Annotated in this window: 17 protein-coding genes; 10 read left to right on the forward strand and 7 right to left on the reverse strand. The window is 65.8% G+C overall.

Annotated features, from left to right (window positions below; all coding sequences use genetic code 11):
- The first annotated feature begins 143 nt into the window (after positions 1 to 143).
- Positions 144 to 1214: an MBL fold metallo-hydrolase gene (locus BMY06_RS15410; RefSeq protein WP_065058162.1), complete on the forward strand. Its 1071-nt coding sequence runs from the start codon at positions 144 to 146 to the stop codon at positions 1212 to 1214.
- Between the two features lie 93 nt (positions 1215 to 1307).
- Here the strand turns inward: BMY06_RS15410 and lolA are convergent, their stop codons facing one another.
- A complete protein-coding gene (gene lolA, locus BMY06_RS15415) occupies positions 1308 to 2018 on the reverse strand; it encodes an outer membrane lipoprotein chaperone LolA (protein ID WP_080180360.1) in 711 nt (236 codons plus the stop codon).
- A 49-nt stretch (positions 2019 to 2067) separates the two neighbouring features.
- Positions 2068 to 4383 (reverse strand): DNA translocase FtsK, encoded by a 2316-nt coding sequence (locus tag BMY06_RS15420; protein ID WP_074983980.1) that lies wholly within the window; start codon positions 4381 to 4383, stop codon positions 2068 to 2070.
- 362 nt (positions 4384 to 4745) lie between these two features.
- Between BMY06_RS15420 and trxB the strand changes: the two genes are divergently transcribed.
- The 4 genes from trxB (at position 4746) to BMY06_RS15440 (ending at position 7622) form a co-directional block, all read left to right on the forward strand.
- The gene (gene trxB / locus BMY06_RS15425) at positions 4746 to 5741 is read left to right on the forward strand and encodes a thioredoxin-disulfide reductase (RefSeq protein ID WP_065058159.1); all 996 of its coding nucleotides are present in this window, start codon (positions 4746 to 4748) and stop codon (positions 5739 to 5741) included.
- Between the two features lie 204 nt (positions 5742 to 5945).
- Positions 5946 to 6722 carry a Smr/MutS family protein gene (locus BMY06_RS15430; RefSeq protein ID WP_065058158.1) on the forward strand — a complete coding sequence of 259 codons (777 nt, stop codon included), beginning with the start codon at positions 5946 to 5948 and terminating at the stop codon, positions 6720 to 6722.
- A gap of 130 nt (positions 6723 to 6852) precedes the next feature.
- On the forward strand, positions 6853 to 7269 hold the full coding sequence (locus BMY06_RS15435; RefSeq protein WP_074983982.1) for a hypothetical protein: 417 nt from the start codon (positions 6853 to 6855) through the stop codon (positions 7267 to 7269).
- Positions 7266 to 7622, forward strand: a complete 357-nt coding sequence (locus tag BMY06_RS15440) for a hypothetical protein (RefSeq protein ID WP_074983984.1) — start codon at positions 7266 to 7268, stop codon at positions 7620 to 7622. The genes BMY06_RS15435 and BMY06_RS15440 overlap by 4 nt, the downstream gene beginning before the upstream one ends.
- Before the next feature lie 100 nt (positions 7623 to 7722).
- On the opposite strand, the gene BMY06_RS15445 is transcribed toward BMY06_RS15440, so the two are convergent.
- The 4 genes from BMY06_RS15445 to BMY06_RS15460 all read right to left on the reverse strand — a co-directional run bounded on the left by BMY06_RS15445 (position 7723) and on the right by BMY06_RS15460 (position 12099).
- Positions 7723 to 8841 carry an ABC transporter ATP-binding protein gene (locus BMY06_RS15445; RefSeq protein WP_065058155.1) on the reverse strand — a complete coding sequence of 373 codons (1119 nt, stop codon included), beginning with the start codon at positions 8839 to 8841 and terminating at the stop codon, positions 7723 to 7725.
- Positions 8842 to 8922: 81 nt separating this feature from the next.
- Positions 8923 to 9780 carry a carbohydrate ABC transporter permease gene (locus BMY06_RS15450; protein WP_173816816.1) on the reverse strand — a complete coding sequence of 286 codons (858 nt, stop codon included), beginning with the start codon at positions 9778 to 9780 and terminating at the stop codon, positions 8923 to 8925.
- On the reverse strand, positions 9770 to 10711 hold the full coding sequence (locus BMY06_RS15455) for a carbohydrate ABC transporter permease (protein WP_065058153.1): 942 nt from the start codon (positions 10709 to 10711) through the stop codon (positions 9770 to 9772). The genes BMY06_RS15450 and BMY06_RS15455 overlap by 11 nt, the downstream gene beginning before the upstream one ends.
- 140 nt (positions 10712 to 10851) lie before the next feature.
- A complete protein-coding gene (locus tag BMY06_RS15460) occupies positions 10852 to 12099 on the reverse strand; it encodes an ABC transporter substrate-binding protein (RefSeq protein ID WP_065058152.1) in 1248 nt (415 codons plus the stop codon).
- 622 nt (positions 12100 to 12721) lie between these two features.
- Between BMY06_RS15460 and zwf the strand changes: the two genes are divergently transcribed.
- The 3 genes from zwf (at position 12722) to BMY06_RS15475 (ending at position 16907) form a co-directional block, all read left to right on the forward strand.
- Positions 12722 to 14188: a glucose-6-phosphate dehydrogenase gene (gene zwf / locus BMY06_RS15465; RefSeq protein WP_074983986.1), complete on the forward strand. Its 1467-nt coding sequence runs from the start codon at positions 12722 to 12724 to the stop codon at positions 14186 to 14188.
- 120 nt (positions 14189 to 14308) lie between these two features.
- Positions 14309 to 15010, forward strand: coding sequence for a 6-phosphogluconolactonase (gene pgl / locus BMY06_RS15470; protein ID WP_074983988.1), 702 nt, complete (start codon positions 14309 to 14311; stop codon positions 15008 to 15010).
- Positions 14991 to 16907, forward strand: a complete 1917-nt coding sequence (locus BMY06_RS15475; RefSeq protein WP_065058149.1) for a bifunctional transcriptional regulator/glucokinase — start codon at positions 14991 to 14993, stop codon at positions 16905 to 16907. Before pgl ends, BMY06_RS15475 begins: the two co-directional genes overlap by 20 nt.
- Positions 16908 to 17156: 249 nt before the next feature.
- On the opposite strand, the gene BMY06_RS15480 is transcribed toward BMY06_RS15475, so the two are convergent.
- Complete coding sequence (locus BMY06_RS15480; protein ID WP_074983989.1) at positions 17157 to 18380, reverse strand: Bcr/CflA family multidrug efflux MFS transporter; 1224 nt, start codon at positions 18378 to 18380, stop codon at positions 17157 to 17159.
- Between the two features lie 400 nt (positions 18381 to 18780).
- Here BMY06_RS15480 and BMY06_RS15485 point away from each other — a divergent pair, with 400 nt between their 5' ends.
- Together BMY06_RS15485 and hemL are read left to right on the forward strand one after the other, a co-directional pair.
- Entirely contained in the window at positions 18781 to 19419 is a 639-nt protein-coding gene (locus tag BMY06_RS15485; RefSeq protein WP_074983991.1) for a hypothetical protein, read from the forward strand.
- A gap of 253 nt (positions 19420 to 19672) precedes the next feature.
- Positions 19673 to 20968 (forward strand): glutamate-1-semialdehyde 2,1-aminomutase, encoded by a 1296-nt coding sequence (gene hemL, locus BMY06_RS15490; protein WP_074983993.1) that lies wholly within the window; start codon positions 19673 to 19675, stop codon positions 20966 to 20968.
- The last annotated feature ends 102 nt before the right edge of the window (positions 20969 to 21070 follow it).

Genomic DNA, 21070 nt, shown 5'->3' on the forward strand with positions numbered 1-21070 from the left:
TCGACATTGTTCCGCGTACCGGAACACTCTCCCGGATTCTCTGCACAAATACCGCAATGCGGCGACAATGTGGAACGGACGGCGCTCGCCCGACGCCGCACCGCGCCGACTCGCACACATAAAAGACAGGAGTTGAGACCCCCATGAATGCGCTCGAACACCAGCTCGATTACCCCTTCAAGGACACGCTGCCCGAACCGGGCCACGCCTTCGAGGTCGCGCCCGGCGTGAAGTGGCTGCGCATGCCGCTGCCGTTCGCGCTCGATCACATCAATCTCTGGCTGCTGCGCGACGAGATCGACGGCCAGCAAGGCTGGACCGTGGTCGATTGCGGCATCACCAACGACACCATCAAGGCGCACTGGGAGCAGGTGTTCGAAAGTCAGCTCGACGGCCTGCCGGTGCTGCGCGTGATCGTCACGCACTGCCATCCGGACCATATCGGCCTCGCGCACTGGATCTGCGCGGGCGGCGACAAGGCGCGCTGGGACGTGCGCCTGTGGACCACGCTCGGCGAATACATGAGCGCGTGCGTGCTGGCCTCGGGCAACGGCTCGAACGCGGGCGGCGAAGGCGCGGCGCGCCATTTCGCGCGTCACGGCGTGAAGGACGAAGCGGCGCTCGACCAGTTGCGCAACCGCCGCAGCTATTACGCGAACCTCGTGCCGGCGCTGCCGGCGCAATACCGCCGTCTGCGCGAAGCCGACACCGTGTCGATCGGCGGGCGCGACTGGCGCGTCGTGACGGGCTTTGGCCATTCGCCCGAGCATTGCGCGCTGCTGTGCGAAGAGATCGGCGTGCTGATTTCCGGCGACATGGTGCTGCCGCGCATTTCCACGAATGTGTCCGTGTTCGATATGGAGCCGGAAGGCAATCCGCTCGGTCTCTACCTCGAATCGCTGGGCCGTTACGAGACGATGGCCGAAGACACGCTCGTGCTGCCCTCGCACGGCAAGCCGTTTCGCGGCGTGCGCACGCGCATCGGGCAACTGCGCGAGCATCACGACGCGCGTCTGGCCGAAGTGATGGAAGCCTGCGCGAGCGCGCCGCAAAGCGCGGCCGACATCGTCCCGCTGATGTTCAAGCGCGCACTCGACATCCACCAGATGACGTTCGCGATGGGCGAGGCGCTCGCGCATCTGCATCTGCTGTGGCTCGCGGGCAAGCTCACGCGCAGGACGGGCGAGGACGGCGTGATCCGCTTTTCGGCTTGATCGCGATGTGATCCTCTGCGAACGCGAATAAAAAAGGGCGGCTCATGCGAGCCGCCCTTTTTCGTTGCCATGCGCCTGGTGGCGCGGCAAAACTCAGTTGCCGCCGCCCGTGATCAGGTCGGCGCCCTTCGGACGCACGAACTTGAACGTCGACGCCGGCAGCGACGGGTTCTTCTCGATGTTGGAGAACGTGAGCAGCGTCACGTTGCCGAACACGTCGTGCAGTTCCATCGCTTCGAGATTGCCGTCGCGAAAGCCAATGCCCACGCTCTTGAACTGCGTGTCCTTCGACTTCGGAATCAGCTCCAGCCAGTCGATGCCGTTCTTCACGCCCGCGTCGGAAAGCGTGAAGTTCTTGTCGAGGTCGTTGCTGCCGAACAGGATGGCCGCCGGGCTCGCGCCGAGCGCGCCGCCGAGCTTGCGCTCGGTGACCTGGTTCAGGTCCTTGTCGTAGACGTAGAGGTTGTCGCCGTCCGATTGGAGTTGCTGCTGATACGGCTTTTCGTAATTCCAGATGAACTTGCCGGGACGCGAGAACACGAACGTGCCACTCGACGTCTTGGCGTTGAGCGTGGCCGTGGCGACGGCGTCGCTCGTGCTCTTCGCGTTCGACGGCGCCTTGAGTTCGCGCTGCACGAAGCTGCCGCGCGCGGCGTGAACCTGCGAAACGAATTGCTTGAGCTGGTCGGTGCCGCCCGCGTAGGCGTGCGAGGCCATCGCGAGCGATGCGCCCAGCGCGACGGCGAGCGCGCGACCGGCGCGCGCGAATGTCAAACGAGTCGGTTGTCCTGCGAAAAACTGCATCTATCGTTCTCCAGTAGCGAAATGGATAGCGTGAAGGGCCGGTCGGCCTTTAGTCGGCGTCGCGCGTGGGCGCGAGAATCTCGCGATTGCCGCTCGACGACATCGACGAAACGAGTCCCGACTGCTCCATCTGTTCGAGCAGCCGCGCTGCCCGGTTATAGCCGATGCGCAGATGACGCTGCACGAGCGAGATCGACGCACGCTTGTTCTTGATGACCACCTCGACGGCCTGATCGTAGAGCGGATCGGACTCGTCGCCGGTGCCCGAAGCGGACGCCGAACCTTCGTCGCCCTCGCCCGCCACGCCGCCTTCGAGAATGCCCTCGATATAGTTCGGCTCGCCCTGCTCCTTGAGCTTGTCGACGACGCGATGCACCTCGTCGTCGGCGACGAATGCGCCGTGCACGCGCACCGGCAGGCCCGAGCCCGGCGGCAGATAGAGCATATCGCCCATGCCGAGCAGCGACTCCGCGCCCATCTGGTCGAGAATCGTGCGCGAGTCGATCTTCGACGACACCTGGAAGGCCATCCGCGTGGGCACGTTCGCCTTGATCAGCCCGGTGATGACGTCCACCGAAGGACGCTGCGTGGCGAGAATCAGGTGGATGCCGGCCGCGCGCGCCTTCTGCGCGATCCGCGCGATCAGTTCCTCGACCTTCTTGCCGACCACCATCATCAGGTCCGCGAGTTCGTCGATCACCACGACGATGTGCGGCAGCTTCTGGCACGGTTCCGGGTCGTCCGGCGTGAGGCTGAACGGGTTCGGAATCTTTTCCTCGCGCTTGTTCGCCTCTTCGATCTTGTTGTTGTAGCCCGCGAGATTGCGCACGCCCAGCTTGCTCATGAGCTTGTAGCGGCGCTCCATCTCGGCGACGGTCCAGTTCAGCGCGTTGCCGGCCTGGCGCATGTCGGTCACGACCGGACAGAGCAGATGCGGAATGCCTTCGTAGACGCTCATTTCGAGCATCTTCGGATCGATCAGGATCATGCGCACCTGTTCCGCGCTCGCCTTGTAGAGCAGCGAGAGGATCATCGCGTTGATGCCGACCGACTTGCCCGAGCCGGTCGTGCCGGCCACCAGCAAGTGCGGCATCTTGCCGAGATCGGCGCACACCGGCTTGCCGCCGATGTCCTTGCCGAGGCCCATGGTGAGCGCAGAAGGCGCGTCCGCGTAGACCGCCGAGCCGAGAATTTCCGACAGGCGCACGGTCTGGCGGCGCGAGTTCGGCAGTTCGAGCGCCATGCAGTTCTTGCCCGGAATCGTTTCGACCACGCGGATCGACACGAGCGAGAGCGAACGCGCGAGATCCTTGGCCAGATTGACGATCTGGCTGCCCTTCACGCCCGTGGCGGGCTCGATCTCGTAACGCGTGACGACGGGGCCCGGATAGGCGGCCACCACGGCCACGTCCACGCCGAAGTCCTTGAGCTTCTTCTCGATCAGGCGCGAGGTGAATTCGAGCGTGTCGTCGGAGATGGTTTCCTGGGTGGCGGGCGCGGCGTCGAGCAGCGAGATCGGCGGCAGCGTGGAGTCGCCCGGCAGATCGGTGAAGAGCGGCACCTGGCGCTCCTTCTCCACGCGCTCCGAGCGCTGCGGCGTGACCACGGGCGGCACGATCGTGACCGGCTCGTGCTCCTCGATCTTGACGCGGCCGCGCTCGACCTTGCCTTCGCGCTTGACGGCGGCAGCCTCGCCGAGCTTGCGGTCGCTGCGTTCCTCGCGGCGCAGCTTGGCGAGCGTGACGGCATTGATCAGCGCCTCGCCGACTTTCTCGGCCACCGAGAGCCACGAGAAACGGAAATACAGTGACAGACCGATGGCCAGCGCGATCAGCATCGCGAGCGTGCCGCCGGTGAAGCCGAGCGCGTTCGAGACCGCGCGGGCGACCGCGCCGCCCACAACGCCGCCGGGCGTCTGCGGCAATTGGACCTTGAGCGACCACATGCGCAGCGCCTCGATGCCGCAGCTCGACAGCATGACGAGCACGAACGCGAAGCCTTCGGCGACCCAGCTGATGTCGCGCGGTTTCTCGTCGTCATCGTCGCGCAGGGTTTCGTGGCGCGTGATGCGGCGGTAGTTCGCCGAAATCAGCCGCCCGAGCAGCACCAGCCACCAGTAGGCGGACAGGCCGAACAGCAGCAGCAGGATGTCCGAGGTGCGCGCGCCGACGCGCCCCGCCCAGTTCGAGATGTGGTCGACCTGGGCGGCGTGGGTCCAGCTCGGATCGTGGCGGCTGTAGCTGATGAGCGCCATCAGCAGGAACACGCCGAGCGCGACCTGCAGGATCCAGCGGATTTCGGTGAAAAGGCGCGACATGCGATGCGGCAATGCCTGCGCCTGCGCGGTAAAAGGTGCTTTGGCCATTGAATCCTGGTGATTCTCGATGCTTTGGCGTACCGGGCGCGCCGACAGGGGCGGCGGCGCGGACGCCGTCGTCCGATCCGGCCTATTGTAAACGCGATGTTTGAGCCCCGGCGGCGCGACGCTGTAAATGAGGGTAACTGACAACGCCGACCCGACGGCCGGCCGCCTCGCCTGACCCCAAGGCTATCGCGCCGATCAGAAAGCTTCATGAAGCGGCGAACCGCCCCGACCTTTATAATTGCGGGCTGATGCCCAACTTACCTGCGTAAGCCCCGACGCAACACCGGCGGCCGACCGCAAATCCGGCAGCAGCGCGGCGCCCCGCAACACGCGCCACGCAGCGCCCTCAACGGAATTCGATCATGTCCGCAACCAAACACGCCAAAGTCCTGATTCTCGGTTCCGGCCCCGCCGGCTACACGGCAGCCGTCTACGCCGCGCGCGCGAACCTCTCGCCGCTGCTCGTCACCGGCCTCGCCCAGGGCGGCCAGCTCATGACCACGACCGATGTGGAAAACTGGCCCGCGGACCCGAACGGCGTGCAAGGCCCCGAGCTGATGCAGCGCTTCCTGGAGCACGCGGAGCGCTTCAACACGGAAATCGTGTTCGATCACATCCACACGGCCAAGCTCGACGAAAAGCCCATCCGTCTGATCGGCGACTCGGGCGAGTACACCTGCGACTCGCTGATCATCGCGACCGGCGCGTCGGCGCAATACCTCGGCCTGCCGAGCGAAGAACTGTTCATGGGCCGCGGCGTCTCCGCCTGCGCAACCTGCGACGGCTTCTTCTACCGTAACCAGCACGTCGCCGTGATCGGCGGCGGCAACACGGCCGTCGAAGAAGCGCTGTACCTCTCGGGCATCGCGAAGAAGGTCACCGTGATCCACCGCCGCGACAAGTTCCGCGCCGAGCCGATCCTGATCGACCGTCTGCTGGAGAAGGAAAAGGAAGGCGTCGTCGACATCAAGTGGGACACCGTGCTCGACGAAGTGAAGGGCAACGAAGGCGGCGTGAACGGTCTGCGCATCAAGAACGTGAAGACCGGCGAAACCACCGACCTCGACCTGCAAGGCGTGTTCGTGGCGATCGGCCACAAGCCGAACACCGACATCTTCGAAGGCCAGCTCGAGATGAAGAACGGCTACATCATCACGAACGGCGGCCTGAACGGCAACGCCACCGGCACGAGCGTGGCCGGCGTGTTCGCGGCCGGCGACGTGCAGGATCACGTCTACCGCCAGGCCATCACCAGCGCGGGCACGGGCTGCATGGCCGCGCTCGACGCGCAGCGCTATCTCGAGACCATCAACGAGATCGCCCAGCCGCACGTGATGAGCGCCGAAGCCGACCGCTAAGTTGTCACCAAGGTTGTCCAGCGGCGTCATGTCGCTAAAATAGTGCCCGTCAGCCCGACGGCGCACCCAACGGGGGCCGCGGCCAGTCAGCCGGCGGCCCTTGTTTTTTGTCCCGTTTTTCTGGCGCTCCGCGTGAGCGCCCCGGCGTGCGCCGCTTCGGCCGTGCGTCCGTCGCTTTATCGTTGCCATCGAGCGCCTTTCGCCATGCCCAAGAACGTGCCCCATCCGGGCGAGCCCAAGCGCCCCGCCACGCCCCGTCCCGCCGCCGCGCCCGCGCCGGTGGCGAGCGATGCCTCACCCGACGCCTCCAAGGCGCAGACCGGCTTCGCCGGCCTCGGCAGCCTGCGCGATGCGCTCAAGGTGCAGACGCGCCAGCGCGAGCAGCAACGCGTCGCCGTTCAGGCCGCGCGTGTAGAAGCCGCCGCGGACAGCGATCTCTTCCGCCGCGAGATCGGCCAGATCGCGCCGCTCAAGCAGCCGCCGCGCGCGCAGCCGCGCCGCAGCTCGCCCGTGCCGCTGCCGCTGCAAACCCAGCGCGACGAACAGGCCGTGCTGCACGAAGCCATCTCCGACGAGTTCGACCCCGAAGCCTTTCTCGACACCGACGACACGCTCTACTACCACCGCCCCGGCATCAGCGAGGAAGTGGTGAAGAAGCTGCGCCGCGGCACGTGGATCGTCCAGGCGCAGCTCGACCTGCACGGCATGCGCCGCGAGGAAGCGCGCGAGGCGCTGCAGGCGTTCATCCGCGAAGCCGGCAAGCGCGGGCTGCGCTGCGTGCGCGTGATTCATGGCAAGGGGCTGGGCTCGGCCGGCAAGGAGCCGGTGCTCAAGGGCAAGGTGCGCGCGTGGCTGGTACAGAAGGAAGAAGTGATTGCGTTCTGTCAGGCACGGCCGCACGACGGCGGCGCGGGCGCGGTGCTCGTGCTTTTGCAGCCGCATGGCGCCGGGCACGCGCATCATCATCCGCATGCCGGGTAGGCTGATCGATAGGCGCATGGCGGCGATGCCGCGCCCTACGCCATCCGGCTAGCTGTTGCGCGCGAGCGCGTTTCGTTATGGTCTTCGGTGTGTCCGACCGATCCGCAACGTAACACCACGCCACGCTGCAATGACCGCCAACGGCCTTCACGCCACCTCACGTCAACTCGTCTACGCGCTGCCCATTCTGATGGGCGGCGTGGAATACCTGTTGCGCGTCGCGCTCGGCCAGAGCGACAGCGACGCCTTCTTTCCCAGCTCGCTCGCGGCGGGCGGCATCGCCTTGTTCATCGCGTTGACGGATCTGACGTCGCTATCGGCATCCGAAACCGGCGCGGTGTCCGGCCGCCGCGGCTGGCTCGATCAACGGCTGGCTCAGGCGGGCGTCTGGGCCGCTGTCATCGGCACGGCCGGATGGCTTTATCTTGTTTTAGCTTCGTTGAGCGAATCGGTAAAAGCCGTCATTCCCTATCATCCATTCTGGTGGGCGATCGCCTACTATGGCGCAGGCGTAGTGCTGAACGAATGGAAAGCGAGAGCCACATGACCGATATTTTCCTGGGATACCTGAGAGAGTTTGGCGCCTTCGACACGTTGATGGCCGCCATCTGGGTCTTCGCGCGCGTCATGGGGCGCATCGCCGACTTCGACAAGGCCATCCGGCTGCGCGCGCGGCTGCAGCGCACGCTCGCGAGCGCCGACTCGCCCGCGAACGCCGAACTCGTCACGCTGCTCGCGCAACTCGCCGAACTCGAAGGCGCCTACACGCTTTCCAAAGCCACTGGCCGCAAGCTTCGGCAAATCGCGCAAAGCCATCGCGCTTACACCGCGCGACTCAGCGAAGCACTGCCCAGCACGTTTCATGAAATCGTCGAACGGCCGTTTATCGTGACCAGCTAGCCATCCAAAGAAAAAAGCCTCACGCGCATGCCACGCGTGAGGCTTTGTATCGGCGCTGCGGTAATGCTGTAGTCGCAGCGCCCCCGGCCAGCCTTATCGCTTAAGCGATACGCTCTTCCGTCTTCGGGTCGAACAGCACCGCCTTCGAAACGTCGAACAGCAGGTCCATGTTATTGAGCGGCTGCGGATTCGCACCCGGGTGCACGCGGCTCACCACGCGCTTGCCGTTCACCTGCGCGAACACCAGCGTGTCCGGGCCGGTCGGCTCGATCACGTCCACCTTCACGGTGTGGCGTTGCAGTTCGTGACCGTGGCCGTCGTGCGAGCTGCGCGCGTCGGTAATACGCTCCGGGCGCAGGCCCAGCACCACTTCCTGGCCAATGTAGCTGCGCAGCTTGTTCGCTTCGAACGGCAGGTTCAGCACGTTGCGCGCCACGCCCGTGTCGAGTTCGAGGCCCACGCCCGAGCCCTGCTCCACCAGCTTGCCGTTGATGAAGTTCATCGGCGGCGCGCCGATGAAGCCGGCCACGAACAGGTTCGAAGGCGAATCGTAGATGTCCTGCGGCGCGCCGAACTGCTGAACGATGCCGTCCTTCATCACCGCAATGCGGTCGCCGAGCGTCATGGCTTCGATCTGATCGTGCGTCACGTAGACGATCGTCTTGCCCACGCGCTGGTGCAGCAGCTTGATTTCCGAACGCATCTCGATACGCAGCTTGGCGTCGAGGTTCGACAGCGGCTCGTCGAACAGGAACATGATCGGGTCGCGCGCCAGTGCACGGCCCATCGCCACGCGCTGACGCTGGCCGCCCGAGAGCTGGCCCGGTTTGCGGTCGAGCAGATGCTGGATCTGCAGCATGTTCGACACGCGGTCGACGATCTGTGTCTGCTCGGCCTTCGGCACCTTGCGGATGTTCAGGCCGAACGAGATGTTCTCGCGCACCGTCATCGACGGATAGAGCGCGTACGACTGGAACACCATCGCAATGTCGCGATCCTTCGGCGAGAGGTTGTTCACCACCTTGCCGTCCATGCAGATCTCGCCCTTGGTCACGGTTTCGAGACCCGCGATCATGTTGAGCAGCGTCGATTTCCCGCAGCCCGAGCCGCCGACCAGAATCAGGAACTGGCCGTCTTCGATATCGATATTCACGCCCTTGAGGACGGGCACCCCGTTCGGGTAGGTCTTGTAGACGTCGCGAATGGAAAGGCTTGCCATGCTATGAATCCTTTTGATCACTGCGCGCTATCGCGCATGAGACCAGGGCCGGCGCCATCGCGCCCGCCCTGACCGACAGGTTTAACCCTTCACCGCGCCCGCCGTGAGACCGCGCACGAAGTAGCGGCCGGCGATCACGTAGACGAGCAGCGTGGGCAGCGCGGCGATGATCGCACCGGCCATGTCGACGTTGTATTCCTTCACGCCCGTGGAGGTGTTCACGAGATTGTTCAGCGCCACCGTGATCGGCATCGAATCGACGCCCGAGAACACGATACCGAACAGGAAGTCGTTCCAGATCTGCGTGAATTGCCAGATCAGGCACACCATGAAGATCGGCAGCGACAGCGGCATCATGATGCGCGTGAAGATCATGAAGAAACCGGCGCCGTCGATGCGCGCGGCCTTCACGAGTTCGGCCGGCACGCTCACGTAGAAGTTGCGGAAGAACATCGTGGTGAACGCGATGCCGTACACGACGTGCACCAGCACCAGCCCGCCGATCGTGTTCGACAGGCCGAAGAAGCCTTCGAGACGCGCCATCGGCAGCAGGATCGCCTGGAACGGAATGAAGCAGCCGACCAGCAGCATGGTGAACAGCGCGTCGGCGCCGCGAAAGCGCCAGTGCGTGAGCACGTAGCCATTGAACGCCCCGATGATCGACGAGATCAGCACGGCCGGAATCACCATCTTCACGGAGTTCATGAAGAACGGCTGCATGCCGTCGCAACGCACGCCCGTGCAGGCCTCGCTCCACGCCTTGACCCACGGCGCGAAGGTCGGGCTGGTCGGCAGCGTCAGCATGTTGCCCGTGTGGATCTGGTCGAGCGACTTGAACGACGTCGACAGCATCACGTACAGCGGGAACAGGAAGTACAACGCGAACAGGATCAGCGCCGCGTACACGAACACGCGGCTCAGCTTCATCTTAGGCTGCATTGCGCGTGCTCCTCGATTCCAGATACATCAGCGGCACGAGCACGGCCACGACGGTGGCGAGCATCATCATCGACGAGGCTGCGCCTACGCCGAGTTGCCCGCGGTTGAACGAAAACGTGTACATGAAGATGGCCGGCAGCGACGACGACGTGCCCGGACCGCCCGCGGTCAGCGCGACGACGAGGTCGAACGTCTTGATCGTGATGTGACACAGGATCAGCAGCACCGAGAAGAACACCGGACGCATGCTCGGAATCACGATCCTGCGATAGATCGTGGGCAGCGTCGCGCCATCCACCTGGGCGGCCTTGAAGATTTCGCTGTCGACGCCGCGCAGGCCCGCGAGGAACAGCGCCATGCAAAAGCCCGTCGATTGCCAGACCGCGGCCACGACGATACAGAAGATGGCCTTGTCCGGGTCGTTGAGCCAGTCGAGCTGAAAGCTCGTCCAGCCCCACTGGTGCAGCACCTGCTGCAGACCCATGTCGGGATTGAAGATCCACTGCCATGCCGTGCCCGTCACGATGTACGAGAGCGCCATCGGATAGAGGAACACCGCGCGCAGCGCGCCTTCCTGGCGGATCTGCTGATCGAGCAGGATGGCGAGGAACAGGCCGAGCGCGACGCAGATGGCGATGAACGGAATGCCGAACCACGCGAGGTTCTGCGCCGATGTCCACCAGACGTCGTTGGCGAACAGTTCGCGGTAGCGTTCGAGGCCCGCGAAGTCGTAGCGCGGCATCAGTCGCGAATTCGACAGCGACAGATAGCCGGTGATCAGAATGAAGCCGTAGACGAAAACGATGCTGATCAGAATGCTGGGCGAAAGCACCAGCTTCGGGATCCAGCGGTCTGCGAGCGCCGCCATCGGCGACGCGCGGCGGGTAGCAGGCGTGGCCGCCTTGCCGTTGCCGCTAAGAGAAGCAGTCACTGCGCAACTCCTGTTACGGTGCGAAAGCGCGCGGGCTTTCACACGATGATGGGGTTCGGGCTGAACCGTCATGTCCAGGGTGTGCCACGCGGGCACACCCTGCTTGCTTCAGGACAGCCAGATGCGGCTGTCGTGCGCCTTTACTTCGTCTTCGCAGCCTTCGCGAGCGCTTCCACCGCGCTCTTCGAATCCTGGTTCGAGTTCATGAACTTCGTGACGACGTCGGTGATCGCGCCGGCCGTTGCGTCGGCTTGCGCCATGCCGTGTGCGAGCGACGGCACGTAGCCGCCGGCCTTGATGGCCGTCTGCTCATCCGCGTACGACTGCTTGCCGCAATCGTCGAACTTGCTCATATCCACGCCCAGACGGACCGGAATCGAACCCTTGTACAGGCTGAACTGCTCCTGGAACGCCGGGCTCATGATGGTCTTCGCGAGCGCGAGCTGGCCCGGCGTCGCCGCCTTCTGGCCCTTCTGCTGGAAGAACACGAACGAGTCGACGTTGAAGGTGTAGGCCTTCGAGGTGCCCGGCACCGGTGCGCAGATGTAGTCCGCGCCCGGCTTCTTGTTCGCGTTCGCGAACTCGCCCTTGGCCCAGTCGCCCATGAACTGCATGCCGGCCTTGCCGTTGATGACCATCGCCGTGGCGAGGTTCCAGTCGCGGCCCGTGCGGCCGTTATCCATGTACGACTCGATCTTGCGGACCGTGTCGAACACGCCGACCATCTGCGCCGACGTCAGCGTCTTCTGGTCCAGATCGACGATGGCCTTCTTGTAGAAGTCCGCGCCTTGCGAGAGAACCACGTCTTCCCACAGCGTCAGGTCTTGCCACGGCTGGCCGCCGGCTGCGACCGGCTGGATACCCGCGGCCTTCAGCTTGTCGGCGACGGCGAAGAATTCCGGCCAGGTCGTCGGAGCCTTGGCGCCGACCTTGTCGAGCGCGGCCTTGTTGATCCACACCCAGTTCACGCGGTGCACCGAGAACGGTGCGGCGACGTAGTGGCCGTCCGCGTGCATGATCTTGTCGATCTGCGGCGGCAGGTTGGCCTTCCAGTCACCCGCGACCGAGTCGATCGGGGCGAGCACGCCCTGTTCCGCCCATTCCTGGATCAACGGGCCCTTGATCTGGGCCGCGCTCGGCGCGTTGCCCGAAATCACCTGGGTCTTCAGCGCGGTCATCGCAGCTGCGCCCGCGCCGCCGGCCACCGCGAAGTCCTTCCACGTGTAGCCCTGCTTCTGCATGTCGTCCTTGAGCACGCCGACGGCCTTCGACTCGCCGCCCGACGTCCACCAGTGCAGCACTTCGATCGACTCGGCCGCCTGTGCCGTAGCCACGCCGCCCATCAGACCTGCGGCGCACAGGGCGCCCATGATCGCTCGGAATTTCATTGCTTATCTCCTCCAGACACCTGAACAAAAAACGGTTGGCCCCTGATGTCGCCAGGGTGCGTGTGGTTCAAACAGGCTTAAAACAGGCAAAACACGGGACGGACGGGCGCCGGAGTACCGCGCGCGCGTATTGTCTTTAGATGCGCGCGGGCCGCGGGCCGGTGTCCGGCCGCTGGACGCTCAAGAGATGAGTGGTTCGGATTGCAAAGACTGTCTCCTCTTTTGATTTTCACCGGCCGCGTCGCAGGGTTGGCGTGCGCGGCCAGTCGAGGCGCCGCACGCGTCACGCGGCCGAACATCCCACGGCCAGGCGTCTGTTGCCGCGCCCGGCTCGTACATGGACGAATCCATTGTCCGTTAACATGAGGGACGTTCCGTCCGCCCGCGAAAAACTGCTGTGCAAAACCACCGCAAACGCGCCGCAAACCCACATCGCGCCGCGCTTCCCAGCACTTTTTTCATCGAATGAACGTTACCTCTTGATTTGGATTGTAGTTAAACTACAATTCAGTGTCAAAAAAAATTTTATCGGACTACGGCCGCTCGACGGAGCCCGCCCGGCATGCCGCCGGCGCCCGCTTCACCCTTGTTCCGCGGCCCCCTCTGGACTGTGACGGAGACTATGCAATTCCCTACCGATTCGGGTTTCACGTTCGTGCTCTTCGGCGCCACCGGCGACCTGGCGATGCGCAAGATCCTGCCGGCGCTGTTCGAGGCGCACCGCTCGGGCATGCTCGGCGAGTCGGGCAAGATCGTGGGCGTCGCGCGCCATGAGGACGACCGCGCCCACTACCTTCAGTGGGTCGAGGAACACGTCAAGCCGCACGTCTCGAAGAACGGTCTGGACGAAGCCGCGTGGGCGAGCTTCCTCGAACGCATCGCCTACGTAAAGCTCGACCTCTCGCGCGCCGAAGACTTCACGCATCTGCGCGACGGCATCGCCGCGCTGCCCGGCATCCGCGTGTTCTATCTGGCCACGGGCCCGTCGCTGTTCGTGCCGATCTGCCGCGCGCTCGCCGCCGTGGGCCTGAACGAAAACGCGCGCATCGTGCTGGAAAAGCCGCTCGGTTACGACCTGAAGTCGTCGAATGCGATTAACGACGCGGTCGGCGAAATCTTCGCGGAAGAACAGATCTATCGCATCGACCACTATCTCGGCAAGGAGCCGGTGCAGAACCTGCTCGCGCTGCGTTTCGGCAATGCGCTGTTCGAACCGCTGTGGCGCCGCGAATGGGTCGAGAGCATCCAGATCACGATCGCCGAGGAACTGGGCGTGGAAGCGCGCGGCGACTTCTACGACAACACCGGCGCGCTGCGCGACATGGTGCAGAACCACTTGTTGCAGCTGCTTTCGATCGTTGCGATGGAGCCGCCGCATTCGATGGATTCCGACTCGGTGCGCGACGAAAAGCTGCGCGTGTTGCGCGCGCTCAAGCCCATCGATCCGAACGAGATCCAGAAGATGGCCGTGCGCGGCCAATATCACGCGGGGGTCATCCGCGGCACGCCGGTGCCGGCCTACGCGACCGAGAAAGGCGTGAAGCCCGACAGCCACACGGAAACCTTCGTGGCGCTCAAGGTCGAGATCGAAAACTGGCGCTGGGCGGGCGTGCCCTTCTTCCTGCGCACCGGCAAGCGTCTGGCCGACCGCGTCGCGGAGATCGTCGTGAACTTCCGCCCCGTGCCGCATTCGGCGCTCGGCCCCACGGCACTGCGCGCCGGTTCGAACCGCCTCGTGATCCGCCTGCAGCCGAACGAAACGATCCGTCTGTACTGCCTCGCCAAGCAGCCCGGCGAAGGCATGAATCTCGCGAGCGTGCATCTGGATCTCGCGTTCGACCAGTTCTTCCGCGAAGGTCAGATGGAGGCGTATCAGCGTTTGCTGCTCGACGTGATCAACGGGCGCCTCGCGCTGTTCGTGCGCCGCGACGAGCAGGAAGCCGCATGGAAATGGGTCGAGCCGATCCTCAACGAGTGGACCGCGTCCACGCGCGCGCCAAAGCCGTACGCGGCGGGCACGTGGGGACCGGCGGCCGCGAGCGCGATGCTGGCGCAGCACGGCACCTGCTGGCTCGAGGAAGAGAATTGAGGCGAGTGAATTGAGGCAAGAGAATCGACGCGCGCGGCGCGGCCTTGCCGGGCCACGCGCAGGCAGGAACGCACAGATGAATGACCCCGCAGACCTACAAAAAAGCAGCCTGGAGGAGAAGTGATCGAGCTTCACGTATTCGACGACCCGCGCGTCCAATCCGACGCGCTGGCGCGAGCCGTGGGCGACGCGCTACATGCGTCGCTCAGCGCTCTGCAAGCGGCGCCCGGCACCGGTGCGCGCCGGGCGACGCTCGCTGTCTCGGGCGGCACGAGTCCGCGTCCGTTTCTCGAGACCCTGTCGACGCATCGCTTCGACTGGTCGCACATCGACGTCACGCTCGTGGACGACCGCTGGGTGCCGGAAACCGATTCGGCCAGTAACGCGCGCCTCGCGCACGAAACCCTGCTGAAGAACGAAGCCGCCAGCGCGCGCTTCCTGCCGCTCGTCGACGTGTCGCAGGATCTCGACGCGCACGTGGCCGCGCTCAACGCCGATCCGCAACGTCTGCTGCCCAACGTCGCCGTGCTCGGCATGGGCGAGGACGGCCACACGGCCTCGATCTTCGCCGACGCGCCCGAGTGGCACCAAGCCATCACCACGGCGCGCCCGTTCGTGGCCGTGCATCCGCAGGCCGCACCGCACGCGCGCATCTCCTGGTCGATGCAGGCGCTGCGCCAGGTGGACCGCCTGTTCCTGCTGATCGCGGGACAGCGCAAACTCGACGTGCTGCAGCAAGCAGCCGCGACAGAACAGAAAAACGCCATTTCGAAACTGGCGAACGACAAGGGAGTGAGACTCGATGTCTACTGGTGCGCCTAACAAATCCGCCCCTGGCGCGGGCCAGCACGCCGACGGAGCGCGGCTGCTCGCCGATATCGGCGGAACCAACGCGCGCTTCGCGCTGGAAACGGCTCCGGGCGAGATCGGCCAGGTGCGCGTCTATCCGTGCGCGCAGTATCCGGGCGTCGCCGAGGTCATCCAGCAATACCTGAAGGACACGAAGATCGGCCGCGTGAATCACGCGGCCATCGCCATCGCGAATCCGGTCGACGGCGACCAGGTGCGCATGACCAATCACGACTGGACCTTCTCGATCGAAGCCACCCGCCGTGCGCTCGGCTTCGACACGCTGCTGGTCGTGAACGACTTCACCGCGCTCGCGATGGCGCTGCCGGGTCTGACCGACGCGCAGCGCGTGCAGGTCGGCGGCGGCCAGCGTCGTCAGAACAGCGTGATTGGCCTGCTCGGTCCGGGCACGGGCCTTGGCGTCTCGGGCCTGATTCCCGCCGACGACCGCTGGATCGCGCTCGGCAGCGAAGGCGGTCACGCGAGCTTTTCGCCGCAGGACGAGCGCGAGGATGTCGTGCTGCAGTTCGCGCGCAAGAAGTGGCCGCACGTGTCGTTCGAACGCGTGTGCGCGGGTCCCGGCATCGAGCTGATCTATCGTGCGCTCGCTGCGCGCGACAAGAAGAAAGTCGCCGCCGAACTCAACACGGCGGACGTCGTCACGCGCGCGCTCGAAGGCGACGAACTCGCGCTCGAAACGGTCGAGTGCTTCTGCGGCATTCTCGGCAGCTTCGCGGGCAACATCGCGATGACGCTGGGCTCGCTAGGCGGCATCTATATCGGCGGCGGCGTGGTGCCGCGTCTGGGCGAGCTGTTCATGCGCTCGTCGTTCCGCCAGCGCTTCGAGGCGAAGGGCCGCTTCGACACCTATCTCGCGAACGTGCCCACTTACGTGATCACGGCGGAATACCCGGCGTTTCTGGGCGTTTCCGCGATTCTCGCCGAGCAGTTGTCGAATCGCGCGGGCGGCGGCTCGTCGGCCGTGTTCGAGCGCATCCGCCAGATGCGCGACGCGCTCACGCCGGCCGAGCGCCGCGTGGCCGATCTCGCGCTGAATCATCCGCGCTCGATCATCAACGATCCGATCGTCGATATCGCGCGCAAGGCCGACGTGAGCCAGCCGACCGTGATCCGCTTCTGCCGCTCGCTGGGCTGCCAGGGTCTGTCCGATTTCAAGCTCAAGCTCGCGACCGGTCTGACCGGCACGATTCCGGTGAGCCACAGCCAGGTGCATCTGGGCGATACGGCGACGGACTTCGGCGCGAAGGTGCTCGACAACACCGTCTCGGCGATCCTGCAACTGCGCGAGCATCTGAATTTCGAGCACGTCGAACAGGCCATTTCACTGCTCAACGGCGCGCGCCGCATCGAGTTCTACGGGCTCGGCAACTCGCACATCGTCGCGCAGGACGCGCACTACAAGTTCTTCCGCTTCGGCATCCCGACCATTGCGTACGGCGATCTGTACATGCAGGCGGCGTCGGCGGCGCTGCTCGGCAAGGGTGACGTGATCGTGGCCGTGTCGAAGTCGGGGCGCGCACCCGAACTGCTGCGCGTACTCGACGTGGCGATGCAGGCCGGCGCGAAGGTGATCGCGATCACGTCGAGCAACACGCCGCTCGCCAAGCGCGCGACCGTGGCGCTCGAAACCGATCACATCGAGATGCGCGAGTCGCAGCTTTCGATGATCTCGCGCATCCTGCATCTGCTGATGATCGACATTCTCGCGGTGGGCGTGGCGATTCGCCGTGCCTCGCCCGATAACGAGGTCAGCAGCACGGTGGCGCAGGCGCGCGAACACGCGGACGACGATGCGTCGGCGGTGCTCGACTGGCTCAGTCACGGGGCCTCGTCGTCGCCGCGCGAGTAATCGGCGCGGCCGGCGTGAATCGCGCACGCGCGCAGTGACGCGTAACAGTGACGTGCCACAGTGACGGGTAGCGAGCGCGATCGAAACAAAACGGGACGTCCATGGACGTCCCGTTTTGTTTTGCGGCTGTCTTACTTTCGAGCTTTTCGCAGCTTTCCGGCTTTCCACCTCTCCGGCACGCTCACACGCACCCGGTCCGCAGACGCAGGGGCTGTTAGTTGCGATTGTCCAACCTGATCGGCAACACGATCACCCCGCCGCCACACCCGGCGCAGGATGCGCGTGCCACTTCACGACGAGGCGGCGTCCGACCCACGTCAGCGCGCCGCACACGCCGATCGTGCAACCCATGCCGAACGGCGACACGCCCGGAAACCAGCCGACCACCGCGCTCGCCAGCGCGCCGAGCCCGAGCTGCGCCGCGCCGAACACGGCAGCCGCCGCGCCCGCGTTCTGCGGATAGCGGTACATCAGATCGGTCGCGCAGTTCGCGCCGAGCAAACCCACCACGCTGACCACGAAGAACAGGCCGGTCACGATCGACCACAGCCCGCCCCACCCCGTCACGCACATCAGCGTGACGAAGAACGACGCGACGACGCTCACCATCGACGCGATCGACACCATGCGCAGCGTGCCCATGCGACCGATGAACCGCGTGTTGAGGAAGTTGCCGAGCATGATGCCGAACACGTTCACGCCGAAGAACAGGCCGTAGTGCTGCGGCGAAACGTGGAAGTACTCGATATAGACGAAGGGCGTCGCCGAGATATAGGTGAACATCGACGCGAACGCCATGCCACCGCACAGCATGTGCCCCCAGACGAGCGGATCGCGCAGCAGACGTCCGTATGCCGCGAACGAGCGCAGCACGGCGGCGCTTTCGCGCTTCTCGGGCGGCCAGGTTTCGGGCACGCGCAGCCACGCGGCCACCGCGCAGACCACGCCGAACAGCGTCAGCGCGACGAACACCACGCGCCAGCCGCCGATCAGCAGCAACTGTCCGCCGATCAGCGGCGCGAGCAGCGGCCCGACCGACGTGACGATGGCGACCATCGAAAGCACCTTGGCGGCGTCCGACGGCGCGTGGGCGTCGCGGGCGATCGCGCGCGCCAGCACCGAGGCCGCGCCCGCGCCGAGCGCCTGCAGGAAGCGCACGATGGTCAGCGAGCCGATCGAGAACGAGAGCCAGCACGCGACGCTCGCGAGCGTGAAGAGCGCGATGCCGCCGAGTAGCACGGGGCGGCGGCCGTAGGCGTCGGAGACCGGGCCGTACAGCAGCATGCCGATCGAGAAACCGGCCATGAAACTCGTGAGCGTGGCCGCCGCGGCGGAGGCCGTCACGCCGAACGACTGCGCGATGGCGGGCAGGCTCGGCAGGTACATGTCGGTGGCGAGCGGGCCGCAGGCGGCGAGCGCGCCGAGCAACAGGATCAACCGGCCATCGGGCCGGCTTCGCGTGGAATGGGACATGGGATCTGGCTGAAGCGGACCGCGCGCGTGGGCGCGGTTTCGGTGTCATGGGCCGCGAGGTCCGACGTCGGCGCCGCGGCGGAGCACGCACGGGGCATGCGCTGAACGACGCGAAATCGACGTAAAAAACGGACGAATCAAACAGCGACGGAGCCGAAGCATTGTAACCGAGCCGCCATTCGCGGCCCTTTCCGTGACTTTCGCGCGCCTTTCGTTCGCTTGCCTCGCGCCCGCTTGCTCGCGCTTTTCCGCCGATTGCCGTGCGCGATATCGCGGCCACGCCGCGCGAGCTTGCGCTAAGCTGCGCGCTTTGCGGGCGGCGCGGCGCCTGTCGTTGCCATGACATCGACGCTCGCCACGCCGTCCGCGTCCGCATGCTGTCTTTCTCTCGTCGCCGTCTATGACTGCCTTTCTGCTGATCTGGAGCCCCAAAAAGTGGCCCTGGCCCGAACTGCCCGACTTCGCGAGCCGCGTGCAGGCGGGCGAAGCCGTCGCCGATACCTGGGGCTGCGGCTTCGCGCGCGGCATCCGGCCCGGCGACCGCGTGTTCCTGCACCGCGTCGCGAGCGAGCCGCGCGGACTGTTCGGTTCGGGCTACGTGACGCGCGCGCCCTACGAGGTGCCCGATCCGGCGTACAAGCGCGGTTACCGGCTGTGCATCGACTTCGTCTATGACTGGCTCGTCGATGCCCACGAGCAGGTGGCGATCGGGCGCGACGCGCTGCGCGTGCATCCGTTTTCCGTGCAGACGTGGGATGCGCAAAGTTCGGGCACGGTCATCAAGCCGGTCGCCGAGGGACCGCTCGAAAAGCGCTGGGCCGAGCTGACCGGCAAACGGCCGATGCCCCCGACGGCCATCGCGGCGATGCACACGTATGAGGCCGCACAAGCAGCGATGCAATCAGCGACGCAAAAACCGGCGCGCCTGACGGCGGCGAACGAGCGCCGCGCCGAATTGACGCAATCCGCCGCGCCACGCACCCGCTCACGCCAACCCCGCGCGCCCCGCACCACGCCGCGCCGCACGCCTTCGCGCTAGCGTTCCGCCGCGCGCCAGGCGCTGCCGCGCAGTGCCGCCGAGCCCCGCGCAGTCGCGCCCGCGCCACCCCGGCCGCGGTTCCGGCCCCCGGCCCGTTCGGCGCGACTCCGGTACAATTTCGGGAGAACCGCCCCCTCGCCCGCGCCGCGCGTGACGCATGCCACGCCCGCGACGCCGCCGGGGTCCGTCGACGACGCGCGAGACCACCCGGCCGCGCGATCCGCGCTCTACCACTCTCGCAGGTCCAGCACCCATGTCCAACACCACGAACCAGGCTCTCTTCGAACGCGCCCAGCGCACCATTCCGGGCGGCGTGAACTCGCCCGTGCGCGCATTCCGCTCGGTCGGCGGCACGCCGCGCTTCGTCGAGCGCGCACAAGGCGCGTATTTCTGGGATGCCGAAGGCAAGCGCTACATCGACTACATCGGTTCGTGGGGTCCGATGATCGTCGGCCACGTCCATCCTGAAGTGCTCGAAGCCGTGCAGCGCGTGCTCGCCAAGGGCTTCTCGTTCGGCGCGCCGACTGAAGCCGAGATCGAGATCGCCGAGGAAATCTGCAAGATCGTGCCGTCGATGGAACAGGTGCGCATGGTGTCGAGCGGCACGGAAGCGACCATGAGCGCGCTGCGTCTCGCACGCGGCTTCACGAAGCGCGACCGCATCGTCAAGTTCGAAGGCTGCTACCACGGCCACGCCGACAGCCTGCTCGTGAAAGCCGGCTCGGGCCTGCTGACGTTCGGCAACCCGACGTCGGCGGGCGTGCCGGTCGATACCGCGAAGCACACCACCGTGCTCGAATACAACAACGTCGCCGCGCTCGAAGAAGCGTTCAAGGCGTTCGGCGACGAGATCGCCGCCGTGATCATCGAGCCGGTCGCGGGCAACATGAACCTCGTGAAGGCCACGCCGGAATTCATCCACACGCTGCGCGCCCTGACGGCGAAGCACGGCAGCGTGCTGATTTTCGACGAAGTGATGTGCGGTTTCCGCGTCGGTCTGCGCGGCGCGCAGGCACTCTACGGCGTGGAAGCCGACCTCGTCTGTCTGGGCAAGGTCATCGGCGGCGGCATGCCGGCGGCGGCGTTCGGCGGTCGTCGCGAAATCATGGATCACCTCGCGCCCAACGGCACCGTCTACCAGGCGGGCACGCTCTCGGGCAACCCGATCGCCGTCGCGGCGGGCCTGAAGACGCTGCAACTGATCCAGGCGCCCGGCTTCTACGAAGACCTGAGCGCGAAGACCGCGCGTCTCGCGCAAGGTCTCACGCAGGCCGCACGCGAAGCGAACGTGCCGTTTGTCGCCGATTCCGTGGGCGCCATGTTCGGCCTCTATTTCGCCGAGAAGGTGCCCGGCAGCTTCGCCGAAGTCACGAAGAGCGACGTCGCGCGCTTCAACCGCTTCTTCCATCAGATGCTGGACGCGGGCGTGTACTTCGCGCCGTCGGCGTACGAAGCGGGCTTCGTGTCGAGTGTGCACGACGACGCGATCCTCGACGAAACGATTGCCGCCGCGCGCCGCGCCTTCGCCGCCGAAGCCGCGGCGAAGTAAGCGCCGCGCACGCGCCGACGCATAGGCCGACGCATAGGCCGACACACTAGCCGACGCACAAGCGACCACCCAGCCGAAGGCGGGGCGCACGCCCCGCCCGTC

The organism is Paraburkholderia tropica (genome assembly GCF_900109265.1).
Classification (GTDB): Bacteria; Pseudomonadota; Gammaproteobacteria; order Burkholderiales; family Burkholderiaceae; genus Paraburkholderia; species Paraburkholderia tropica.